This window comes from Gardnerella bretellae (genome assembly GCF_048545135.1).
GTDB lineage: Bacteria > Actinomycetota > Actinomycetes > Actinomycetales > Bifidobacteriaceae > Bifidobacterium > Bifidobacterium greenwoodii.
Map to the genome: position 1 here is coordinate 48969 of NZ_JBKQXU010000002.1, position 12770 is coordinate 61738.

Consider the following 12770-nt stretch of genomic DNA (forward strand, 5'->3'; position numbering starts at 1 on the left):
GTAATTATTTAGTAATCACGCTTTTAAGCTCGCGCGCTACTTTTCCAGCATCCTCAGCGCACATAAGCTCCGACACGGTGCAAACTCCGTCAAGCTCAAGACCGCGAATAGGGAACACCGTATTCTCATGGATTCCACCAATTGCCAATGTTTTTACGCCCATAGAGTGCGCAACTTTCGCAACTTCGTTCACGCCTTCAACTCCAAGCGGAGGCACGTCGTGAGCCTTGGTATGCGTTTCAAAAGCTGCACCGATGCCAATAACATCCGGCAGCGGAACGTCGTTTTCTTTGCACTCTAGGTAAGCTTTCTCCATCAAATCAGGCCGCGCGCAAGAAAGACCAACCATCCACTCAGCCGGCATCGCCTTTCGCGCCTCAACAAACGGAGTATCTTTTTGCCCAACGTGCAAGTTGAAACCAAGCTTAGCTGCGCAATCAACATGATCGTCTATGAACACAGGCACGTCGCCGTGGCCGGAATCAATAAGCGCATGACGCAACTTTTTCGCCTTTGCTGAAATCTCATCATCGTCGGAATACTTATCGCGCAATTGCACAACCGTAACTCCGCCTTCAACCGACTCCACAGCCACTTCTTCTTCCGGACGGTTCCCCATGCGCGGATCCGTTACCAAATACAGTGTCCAATCCACAGGCTCAACGGTGAACTCAATATTTGTCAAACTAAACATGTCGTTTACGCTAAGAGTTGAAAGTGCGTCCATCCACAGCGTTCGGAAAGTTCCGGGAGCTGTGGTTTGGCGAGCTGCCCAAGTTCCAGCGGCGGCTGCATGCACGTGCGCTGCAACAGTTGCTGCGAGCGGACGTTCTGGGTTTGCACCAACGTATGCTGCAACTATCGCGCCTAGAGCGCAACCGGTTCCAACTACTTTGGTCATAGCTTTGTGGCCGCCTGTTACGCGAGCTAAACATCCGTGGCCGTAAATCGCATCTTTTTCGCCGGAAATAGCCACTACTGAGCCATACTTTTTTGCTAGTTCGCGCGCGGCTTGAAGAGCATCGTTTACGTTATCGTGAGAATCTACGCCTTTTCCGTTGCTTTCTTTGCCGGCAAGAGCCATGATTTCGGAAGCGTTTGCGCGAATTACAGTAGGGTGGTGCTTAATAATTTCGTGTATAAAGCGAGTGCGTGGAGCAAGTGCCGGCACGCCAATTCCAACCGGGTCAAGAACCCATGGGGTATCTGCTTTTTCGCAACCTTCAACGGCTGCGCGCATGTACTCGGAAGTTTCAGGCTGATGGAACGTGCCTACGTTTATTAGCACGCCGGAGGCAATTTGTGCGAGTGCGTGCGCTTCTTCCGGATCTGTGACCATAATTGGCGAGGCGCCTGCTGCAAGCAGTGCGTTTGCGGTTATGTCTTGTACGATTACGTTCGTTATGCAGTGTGTAAGAGGCTGCTGTGCGCGTACGCGTTCGATGCATTGGCGAACGTCGTTAAGGAACATTCGGCGTCGCGCACGTACGGAAAATAGTGTGTCTACTTTTGTTGCTGTTGCAGCTGACTCAGTAGTAGATGCGTAAGTTTTTTGCGAGCTGTTGTTTGCTTCTGCAGCGTTATCTATTGTCATAATGTTTCCCTTCGCTAGCACTATCTAGATCAGGTCCTACGGATGTAATCTCAGCGCCGCCCGCGATTTTGCGGCGATTGCGCACTCCGAACCATCCTTCGACTATATCTTTTGTTCGTGACTTACTTGCTTTTGCTGGTTACGTGCGTGCTAGGTTCTAAGCTCGTGATCCAAACGTGCGCGACTTTTCGCGTGTTTGGAGAGTTTGGCCTGGCGTTTTGCTCCAAATGTGGGGAACTTTTCTCGCGTTTGGAGCGTCGCCGCGCGCTTTGCACGTATCTACAAAAATCTCGCCGTATTTTTGCAACTTCTTCTACAGATTTTCGCTTTACGGTAGTGTAAACATAAATATGGTAAGTAAGTAGGCTATAAATTACCTAATCGACATACGTTACGAAAGCGAGTCAACATGGCAAACAACTCCATTCTAGAGCAACAAACCACAGCTGCTGCCAATCCTCTCGATGTGCGTGAATACGCCACGCGCACTGCAATTCGAGCAATCGCAATAATCGCGTCCGTTTACGGAATGGCAGCTTCGTGGCAAGGTCTTATGACTTTTACTTACTTTACAAATCTTTCTAATCTTATGATTTGTGTAGCTTTGGCTGGTTCTCTTGTGCTAGACACTACCTCTTTTATGCGCGCTCGCAATTCTGTAGATTCAGCTGCGCAGCCAGATTCTGCAGAATCTTTCGCATGGTTCGACTCAAAATCCAACGCTTGGTACATTTTTAAATTCATGATGACAATCGCCATTGCAGTAACATTTACGCTTTATCTTTGCTTCTTAGCTCCTACGAATAAGCTAGGTTTTGTTGGTGCGTATATGAGCAACGGTTGTAGTAGTCTTTGCGTTCACGCAATCGCACCGCTTCTTGCAATCGTAGATTTTATACTTTTTGACTATCGCTTCCGTTCAACCAGCGCACACATTTATTTTGCTACTATTCCGCCTTTAGCTTATGTTGCTTATGCTGCAATGCTTAGCGAGTTTGCGGGTGTTCGTTGGGGTGTTCACGCAATGCGTGCGCCTTACAATTTCCTTAATTATGGTGCTCCTGCAGGCTGGTTTGGTTTTGCTCCTCAGACTTTTAACGCCACTACTTTAGGCGTTGGAGTTGCTTATTTGCTTGTTGTGTTTACGCTTATTTTTATTGGTGTTGGCCGCGTATTTCTTGCGTTGAAGGATGCGCGCGCTCGAGCTGTTTTGCAAAATTAGTCAAAACTTGAGCGCCACTATTGCCCAATTGGTAGAATTGAGCGTATGTGTGAGGATTCTGCATTACAAGCGCTATTTGATGGCACGTTACGCAATTGTGCTGGGAATTTGACCAGTACGCTGCTAGTTTATGGCGCTCCAAATACTGGAAAAACGCAGTTTGCTGTGCGTGCAACAATTGCGGGATACCAGCGCTGGCCTCATAGCATAACAGCAATGGCAGTGCAAAACAGAAATTTGGCTGCAAGCATTGACAATATTATTATTCGTTCTATTGGAGTAAGTGAGCAGTCGCGTCCGGTTGGAACGTTGGAATCGCTTGCTTTTCGTATTATTTCAGCCAATTGTAAGTTGCAGCATAAGCCTAATCCTAAGCTTCTTAATGGCGCTGAGCAGGATGCTCTTCTTCGCAAAGTTGTTCGCGAGCATATTGAGCATGTTTTTAGGGGAGATAATGGTGATTGCGATGTTTGCCAGCTTTTTCAGGATTATTTTGGGACTCCGCTTTGGGTTTCGCCTTTAACTGGCGTTGGAAATGATTCTGATTATTCGCTAAATTCTAAAGACTCAGGCGGCAACGTTGAAACCAGAAACATTGAAACCAGCAACGTTGAAACCGGCAACGACGAAGATAGTAATGTTGAAACTAGCAACGCATTTATGCATCAGCTCAGAGATATGCTTGCACGTTTGGATGAGCTTGGAATTAACGATTCTTCCGACGAACAGTCTGTTTTAGATTCTCTTGATTTTGCAAAATCTACCGCAGAATCTGAAAATATTTTGCCAACTTCTCTTCTGACTGACCGTCGCAGCACGCAGTGGCGTCTTGTTTTTGCGCTTAGATCTGAGTATCGCAAAATGCTTGCAGACACTTATAAAGGGTCGTTCCGTTTGGATGCTTCTGAGCTTTTGGTTGAAGGTTCAAAAGCTGCTCGCTTGCTTGGTGAAGCGTCTAACGTAAATTCTTCAGAAATCCCAGCTCTTCTTGTTGTTGACGATTATCAGGATATTACTCTTGCCGGCTTGAGTTTTGTGGAAACTTTGCTGAATCTTGGGACGCGTTTGGTTTTGATTGCCAACCCGGACGAGTCCGTTCAAACATTTAGGGGAGCGTACCCGGATTATGCAATTTCGGTTGCTTTGCGTGTGTTTAATGCAGCTGAGCAAACTCTGGAATATGCGATTTCTTCCGATTCTTCTGTTTCTTCCGCGCTAACTTCCGATTCTTCTTCAAATCAGATTTCAGCGCCTTCAATGCGTGATTTGCTTGCTGCTCGCGTCTCTCTTTCCTTGACTTCGCAGTTAAGTACTGCGGTTGCGCTTCCAAATCGACCTTGGAAAATGCCGGCTTTTGTTGGTGCTTTTCCATTGCAGCCGTTGAATCAGCTTACTGATCAGCTTACAGATCAGCCTCAAGCGCAGAATCAAGAGAATACTCAAAATCAACCTCAAAATCTTCAGAATTCTCAAGATGTGCAAAAATATTTACGGTTAGATGAAGATGGAACAGTAAATACTGCACTTTATCGTTCACAGCGTGAAGAATTAGATTCTGTTATTTGGCAAATGAAGCACGCTCATGTAAAAAATCATCGCAAGTGGAGCGATATGGCGCTTATTGCGCACGATAATTCCACCGTTCGTCTTTTTGGTGAGCAGCTTCGCGCGGACGGTGTTCCAGTGCGTTATTCACTAGTAACTCGACCGTTAAAGGACGAGCCGTTCGTGCAAGGATTGTTTGCGCTTATTGAGCTTGCTCAGTTTGCTCAACATTGCATTTCTGGGAATCTTGTATCTTGCATTTCGTATAAAATTCAGCGCGGCAAAAGTTTAAAAAATATAGCATTTTGGCTGCAATCTCGCGTTAAGTGCATTATGGAAAGTCCTCTTGCGTCAATAGTTCGTAGCTCTCGCGACTATGTCACTCGCGACTATAACAATCATTCTTATGGTGATTGCGAGTTTGAAACTCCTTCGCAGCTTAAAAATGTTGAGTCGCTTATGCGATCTTTGGCTTCTCTGTCTGCGGTTTTAGATGAGCAAAAAGACGAAAATAATTCGCTTAGCAATCAAAATATTCCTTTAAGAAAGCTTAAGGATTCGTGGGATGAATTTAGGAGTAATCTGAATAACGCCTCTAATAACAGCTCTAATGGTGATTCTAATGTTAATTTAGTTATCAATTTAGATGACGATATTAACGAAGATATGAGTGCTCTTTCGCTAGAGGCATGCTATCTTCTTTGTTTTGCAGATGTAGCACATTGCAATACTGATTCCCAGCAGTCTGATTCAACAGTGCTAAGTATTTTGCAAAATATGGCTCCTCGAAATCCTAATGTTGCAGCCTTTGTAAAAATCTGGAAAAATGTGCAAACTTTGGCTTTGAAATTTGCCTCTCGCCCAGATTTACGCAACGCTAAATATGCTCTTGGTGAAGCGTGGAATGTTTGCAATGTTGCTGAACGTTGGCAGCGCACGGCTTTGCAGCACAATCGTGAAGGCTATAGGGCAAACGATCGCCTAGATGCTGCAATGCGTCTTTTTGACTACGTTTCTTCGTACAGCGATGAGAAAAGTTACGGTTTTGAAGCAGATTTGCAAAATAGCAGCGTTTCATTAGATTTTGACGACGAAAATTCTGCACTTCCAGCTGATATTAGCGATTTTATAGCGCAGGTTCGTGGCATGGAAATTGAGGCAGATTCTTTAGCTCGAGTCGCTCCTGTGCCAGATGCTGTAACGCTTACAACTCCTGCAGGTGCTGCAGGAAAGCATTGGCCGCTTGTTTGGATGCCAACTTTGCAGCAGCGTGTGTGGCCAAATCTTGCTTCGCGCAGCACAATGTTCGGCGCGGAAAGTTTGGCAAGTATTATGTTGGATTCCAAGCAGCGAGCTATGAGTCAGCAGTTTAATGCGAATGCTACTAATAAATTATCTAAATCGCCTCTATTTATATCTGCAAATCTTCTTGCCGCAAACGATAAATCCGCTGTTTTTGCTGGTGAGCAGCGTAGCTTTTTGCTATCTATTACTCGTGCTACTGAAAGTTTGTATATTAGCGCGCAGTACAGTGATAGTGCTGTTCCAAGCGATTTTCTTTACTATTATTTGCCTGAGCGCTACTACAATAACGAAAATTCACGCACGCCTTTTACCGATTTTAAAGTTCCTTTCGCAGGCTTAGATATGGATGTTCGCGGATTGGTTTGTGCCGCGCGTGCAAAACTTGTGCGAGATGCTGCCGGTAAGAATAATTGCGATAATGCGAATGAAAATAGCGGAGTTTTAGACGCTGCTAAAGCATTGCGATTATTGCGAGATTCTGGAGTTGATTGCGCCGATTGTAGTCAATGGGATTTTATGAGCGAAATTACAGAAAATTCTTCTGTAGAAAATTCTTCTGCGGAAAATATTTCTACTAAATCTAACAGCACTGTGGTGAGCTTGTCTCCTTCTGCTGTAGACAGTTTATGGGCTTGCCCAGTGTGTGGATTGCTGAATCGTCAACTTGCAGGTCCTCAGCCAGGAAGTGCTGCAACGTATTTTGGTACGTTAATTCACGAAACTGCAAGGTGGGCTAGTGAAAATAAGCACTACGATTTTATGGACACTGTGCTTGAAGAATCGCTTGTTAAGGAAGTTGAATCTAAAGAAGTTTCTGTAGATGATTTTCAGTATTCTGCGCAAGTGAGCCGAATAAACGAAATCGCAAATCGCATGGAAAAGTATTACGAAAGTATTGCTCCCGAACTTGCCGATATTCGAGATGCAAAAGAGCGGTATTCTGCGCTTTCTAGGCAATCTAATATAAGTCGTGCTCTTCATACGATTGCACAATATTTCGTTACATCTTTTAGTCAGGAAACTTACAATTTTGACGCAAAAAAGTCAGATGATGGCGTTGTTGAATCTATTGCGCCAAGCGAAAAATCTTTAGAAAGTAGCATTGGAAGTCTTTTAGAAGCCTGCTGTGAGATGCCAACAAGCGCTCATTTTGGTTTTGATGACATTGCGCGCGTGCTGAACAATACTTTTAAAGCTGCAAATTTGCAAACCGTTTCTGTTCGCGACTGTTACGAGTTGATGGGAGCATTGGTAGGCGGTTGGCCGGATGGTGCGTGCGAAGATTTGCAATTGCATATTCACGGCAGAATTGATCGACTTGAAAAGCGAAAAAATGCGGACGGTTCAGAAAATATTCGCTTACTTGACTATAAAACCGGAAAAGTTCCTCCTTCAACAGGAGTTTTTAATGATTTGCAATTAGTTTGCTACCAGCTTGCTTTGCTTTTTGCAGACGAAAATCCACTTATTTCCGACTCTAATGCGCCAACAATTACAAGAAGTGTGCTATTTCACGTAGTTGACAACGATTACCCGGCTCAAGACCACAGCGTTGCAGAAAACTTGTATCAACCGCCTCTTTGCATTGCTGACGCTTTGAACAATAAGCCGCTTGAAAGTCGCGCCGGATTCAAAAATATGGCAAGATTGCTGGATTGCCCGCAGTTGGAAGAAATTATGAAAACATGCCCGAAAGGTGTAACTGAGCAAGCTTGGCAGTCATTCCGGTGTTTAAGTGAGACTGCAAAATGGTCTCTTACTATGATTTCGCGCGTTTTCTACGCGGCTGCTGCAGTTCGATCTAAGCAAATTATTGCGCATCCAACTTCGCAGCATTTGAAATATTGCTGTGCAAAACAAGTCTGCCCAGCTTGCGCAGGTCGCATAGATACCGTATACGAGGTGCGTCAATCATGATTGATGAAATGAATAACAAATCTTTGCACGAAAAAGCTCTTCGCGAAGATGCCATTCGCGCAAAATCTCCTCGCAAAAACACGGATAGTGCAGAACAGTCTGCAGCAATTACAGCGCCTGCAAACAAGAATATGATTATTGTTGCTGGAGCTGGCAGCGGAAAAACCTATACTATGACACGTCGTGTTATTGATCTTATTGACCGCGGTGTTGCCCCAGAAAGCATTTTAGGACTTACGTTTACGAATAAAGCTGCGTCGGAATTGTTGGCAAGAGTTGCGCAAGCCGTAAGTCAACATGCGAACGTAGGTAAACAAAGCAGCGTGAATGCGTCATATTCAAACGCATTTTTGAAGCCAGAAGTAATGACTTATGACGCATTCTTTCAGTCAATTGTGCGCCAATATGGTTTGCTAGTAGGTTTTGATCACAATACGCAGCCTCTTAGCGATGCTGGCGCGCGCGAACTAATTAAGCCTCTAGTAAACGAGTATGTTGATAAGCATCCGGAAATTGTGAAATTGTACAAATTTGACGCTCTTGTTGATGACGTTCTTGCGCTCGCTGCAGATATTTCCTGCTCGATGATTGGTCTAAATAGTAGGGGTGAGTCTTTAGACAGCACTTCTTCAGCTGTTTTAGAAATTCAAAATTGGAATAATGCGTGGATTGAACATTTGCAAAAAGCGCTGAGTTCAGCAGAAACCACTAAGATTGTTGCCAAAAAGCCAAGCGCTGTTAAATTGCGTCGCGCAAAAACAGAATCAGACGAAAAATATTTCAAAAAATGCGAAAATTACGGAAAAGAATACGTTGAATACTTAAATATTACGCTAAAAAATACGTGTTACGATTCTTGTAATAAATTATTTGAAGCCGCTAAAAAGCGTGCTGCTTTGCTCGACTTAGTTCTATCTTTTGATTCTGCAAAACGTAGCGCAAATATGGCTCAATTTAGCGATTTTACGATTGCTGCATACCGTTTGGTAACGCATTTTCCTTCTATTGCGGCGCAATATCGAAGACAGTACAACCAAGTTTTGTTGGACGAGTATCAGGATACTTCCACAACGCAGGCAATGCTGATTGCAACGCTGTTCCATAACTCAAGCGTAGCAATCGGTAAGAGTAGTGAGAGTAATGACAGTTGCGAGAATACTTCAGTTGGTGATTCTTTCGTTAATCAGCAAACACATATTGCTGCAGTTGGAGATCCTTTCCAAGCAATTTACTCATTTAGAGGAGCAAGCTCGGGTGCTTTTAGAAAACTTCAGCAAGCGCTTAATATTGACAAATCAAGCGAGTTTTCTCTTACTCAAACGCGCCGCAATTCTAAGCTTATTTTGCAGGCGGCAAACGCTATTACAAAACCATTGCGTGTGCCGTCTCTTCGCAAAAGCAGTTCGTTGGCTTCGGAAGTAGAAGTCAAAAATCTTCAATATCTTGAAAATGCTCCGCAAGGCAGCGTTAGCGTGCTAAATATGCCTACGCAATATCAAGAAATTGAAGCAGTTGTGCGATTCGTAAAATATGTAAAACAAAATGCTTTAGCGCAAAACGACAATATTCTAGCTTCTGGCTTACAAGCGAGAGCCGCTGTGCTATTTCGCAGCAAAACCAATATTGCAATGTATGAAGAAGCCTTGCAAAAAGCAGGTTTGCGCACTTTAACTGTTGGTTATTCTGCTCTTCTTGAAAAACCGGAAGTAAAAGACGTTCTTGCTCTTCTTTCTGCTGTTGCAGATCACACGAATACTTCCGCGCTAATGCGACTTCTTGCCACACCTCGATTTGCGCTTAGTACTGACGATTTAGAGGCTTTAGCTAATGCTGCAACCGATGAAAACGTTGAGTATGTTTTCAACGCTTTGGCTCAAGCAGGTTTAGTGGATTCTAAAGCTCCGCGCGCATCTTGGGCGAAGCTTGTGCGCGAACAGCAGTCTAAAGGCTCTCAAACTAATAGTGTTCACGGCGGAGTGTTTATTGCGGATGTGCTGTTTGAAGCGTTTAACTCTACTGTATTTGCAAAAAATTCTACGAAAGACACGCTTAATCATCTTAAAAATATGCTCAGCAAGAAGGCTTATGCAGCAATTCTTCGCGCAGGCAAAGTTCTTGACGCTGTGGAGCGTGCTCAATCTGGAAGCTTGCATGATGTTGTTCGTACTGCTGTTGAAGCGTTAAATATTGATATTGATGTGGCTGTTTCGCGTGCGCTTATGAATGAAAATTCAAGTAATTCAACGCTTCTTAACGATATGCACAGCACGCTTGACGCAATTTCTTCGCTTGCTGACGCGTATTTGCAAGAAATGAGTGATTTTACGCAGCCTACTTTGCGCGGATTTATTGCTTGGATCCAAAATATTGACAAAATTGACGATCAGCCTGCTTCAGTTGACGAGCCTGCAGACGTGGTTTTGATGACGATTCACCAGTCGAAGGGTTTGGAATGGCCTGCTGTTGCAATAGTGGGGCTTAACGAAGGTGCTTTCCCAAGTAGTCAGGGAGATGGTTTGCGCGTAAAGCAAACCAAGCAGGATGGCGTGTATTTTGAAAGCGCGTACGCAACTCTTGAAATCGCATCAAAAGTGCCTGTGCCAATTAGAGTCGATGCGGATATTTTGCCGCGATTTCCTCACAATGCAGATTTGAGCGTTAGTATGAATCCGCAAGAATCCTTGAAAAATATGGAAACAGTTGAAAAAATCGATGCGGAAATTTACGGTTCTCGCGCGCAAGCAATGCTTGATTTAGCCGAAAAATTCTATGAGCGTGAAGATGTTCCAGAAGGAGCAATTCCTGTAGAAGCGCGTCAAATTTACGATGCTGCAATGAAAACCGGAACTCTTCCTCTTTCGCAAGTAGAGGAGCGTGGACGAGCTTTGCACGTTGATGAGAGGCATCTTATGTATGTGGCGTTGACGCGAGCGAAATTTGCGGCTTTGCTTACGTGCAGTCAGTCTAGTGCTATGACGGCGGATGTTAATGGGGAAGATAGTGAAGATGGTGCAGCAAACGCTGCTGCTGCTGCTGGTTCTGCTTCCAATACTTCATCTTCTCGCTCAAAAAAGCCTTCTGTTTTTTGGAATGAAGTATTTAAAGAAATGCAAGAATCTTGCGGATCTGTTTCCGAAGTAAAAGTTGATTTAGATGAAGTTGGTTATGCTGTTGGCGAGTCTGCTTCTCAGTTTGCTGAATTATTTAGTGAGCCTAGCGAAATTCCTAGCGAAAACAATAATCAGCCATTAGCTTGGCCGAGTGCGTCAAGTGAATATGTGCGAGATGCGCTTAATAAGTCCGCTGAATATTCTGAAATTGCTGAGATTGGTGCAATTGACAAGGCTGGTGCAGTTGACAAGTCTTGCGAAAGTGACAAGCTTGACGAAAATTCGCTACTTTCTAGGGCAGAAGCTTTGTTGCAGGATGCAGATTTGATGCCGAAAATTGATTGGTATCACAATACGGTTGCGCTTAAAAAGAGGGCGGATCAGCTTTCAAAAGTTGAAAATGTAAATGTTACGGCTGTGCAGCGCAGGGCAGTATTTAATCAAAATGCTGACGAAAATAACAACTCTTTCGAAGCGAAAGAAGCTAATCGTTTGCGAAGTGAGTGGATGGCAATTATTCGTCCTATTCCGCGGACTGCTTCTCCTGCATCTGATTTGGGTACGAGATTCCATGCTTGGGCGGAGCAGTTTGTAAATGCGGGTTGCTTGAATAAAAATTCCACTCAAGATGATGTTGTTGAAAATATTTCTGAAAAACTTGCAAAAATCGAAAAAACTGCGCAATCCGAAAAATCAGCTGAACACAAATTACTAATCTGGGAAAAACGTTTAGCTACTTCAAAATGGGCTTATCGTCGACCTATAGCAGCAGAGCAGCCGATTGTTGCACACGTGCCAGAATTAGGCGATCAAATTATTAATGGCAAAATTGACGCAATCTTTGCAGGTGGTTTAGATCCAGAAGATTCAAGTAAATTGTATACAGTAGTTGATTGGAAAACTGGTCGTAAGCCAACTGATCCGCAAGATATTGCGTTAAAACTCGGTCAGCTTGACTGGTATCGTCTGCTTCTTTCGCTTATGACGAACGCTCCACTCGAGGCTATCGATGCCACCCTTTATTATGTGAACGTATCGGATGAAAAACAACGTGAAATTCATGCCGAAGCAAAAACAAAAGATGAAATCCTTGCCGAGTTACACTCTGGCACGTTAATTTCCCTCGATGATGATGACGCATAAATGTTGCTATTGCAATCATTTTGCCGCAACTTATTTGCTGCAATTTTTGTTTGCTGTGCCAGATTTTGCGCCGCGATTGAAACGCATCGTGCATCACTTCGAAAACGTGCAGATTCCTCGTGCAGTGTGTGTGGGCGGGCATACGCACAACATCGATTTGAGTATGAAGTAAGGAAGAATCAGAATTATGAACGTAGAGTTCCGTCCTGTAAAACTTAGCGATATTGACGCAATCGTAAAAGAATACGAACGTACTTGGGGTATTTCGCAACAAGTTGGGAAAGATGCCTCATTAAGTCTTTCTCGCCGCTGCGTATTGCACTATTTGAAGCCTTCAACTCACGGTACTATTGCACAACTCGACGGAAAGTTTATGGGATTGCTTTTGGCGCGCGTTTTTGACGCTCCAGTTTTGTTCCCAGAAGTAAGCCAAATGCTTTTAGAGCAGGATTCTTTTATGAAAGCGAACGCAGATAAAAATTATGCTCGCGCTTTAGAAGAAGCTCATGGCATGCGCGCTTTGGAAACAAAACTTGAAGCAAAATCGCATATTAATAATTTAACTCAAGCAGAATTGGAGCTTTTCCTTGTATCTCCAGATGCTCGCGGTCACGGTGTTGGCGGCGGATTGTGGAAGCATACAATGCATTTGCTTAGAAATAATGGTGTAAATCGCTACTATTTGCACACAGATTCAGCTTGTGACGTGAGTTTTTACGATTATCACGGGCTTAGAAAAGATGCTTCTTGGAAGCGCGAGGATCATATGCTAGAAGCGAAGAATATGAAATCTTTGGTAGATGACTTGTACATTTACTCTGGTGAGCCAATGATTCGTTCAAAGCGTGCAAAAATGGCAACCGCTAGATCTCAAACTAGAGCGTAAACGTAACTTCGAGAAGCTTATTCGTAAGTTTATTCGTAAGTTTATTTG

5 protein-coding genes and 1 riboswitch are annotated in these 12770 nt (G+C 44.0%); of the genes, 4 read left to right on the top strand and 1 reads right to left on the bottom strand.

Features of this window, described 5'->3' with window-relative positions:
- Positions 1–4: 4 nt before the first annotated feature.
- Positions 5–1471 carry a hydroxyethylthiazole kinase gene (gene thiM, locus ACJV7B_RS01690; protein ID WP_419388914.1) on the bottom strand — a complete coding sequence of 489 codons (1467 nt, stop codon included), beginning with the start codon at positions 1469–1471 and terminating at the stop codon, positions 5–7.
- Between the two features lie 112 nt (positions 1472–1583).
- A riboswitch (TPP riboswitch) is annotated at positions 1584–1693 on the bottom strand.
- 310 nt (positions 1694–2003) lie between these two features.
- Here thiM and ACJV7B_RS01695 point away from each other — a divergent pair.
- The 4 genes from ACJV7B_RS01695 (at position 2004) to ACJV7B_RS01710 (ending at position 12722) form a co-directional block, all read left to right on the top strand.
- The gene (locus tag ACJV7B_RS01695) at positions 2004–2816 is read left to right on the top strand and encodes a Pr6Pr family membrane protein (protein WP_375169302.1); all 813 of its coding nucleotides are present in this window, start codon (positions 2004–2006) and stop codon (positions 2814–2816) included.
- Between the two features lie 45 nt (positions 2817–2861).
- Positions 2862–7583 (top strand): PD-(D/E)XK nuclease family protein, encoded by a 4722-nt coding sequence (locus ACJV7B_RS01700; protein ID WP_419388824.1) that lies wholly within the window; start codon positions 2862–2864, stop codon positions 7581–7583.
- Positions 7580–11836, top strand: coding sequence for an ATP-dependent DNA helicase (locus ACJV7B_RS01705; RefSeq protein ID WP_419388825.1), 4257 nt, complete (start codon positions 7580–7582; stop codon positions 11834–11836). The genes ACJV7B_RS01700 and ACJV7B_RS01705 overlap by 4 nt, the downstream gene beginning before the upstream one ends.
- A gap of 187 nt (positions 11837–12023) precedes the next feature.
- The gene (locus tag ACJV7B_RS01710) at positions 12024–12722 is read left to right on the top strand and encodes a GNAT family N-acetyltransferase (RefSeq protein WP_019261166.1); all 699 of its coding nucleotides are present in this window, start codon (positions 12024–12026) and stop codon (positions 12720–12722) included.
- The last annotated feature ends 48 nt before the right edge of the window (positions 12723–12770 follow it).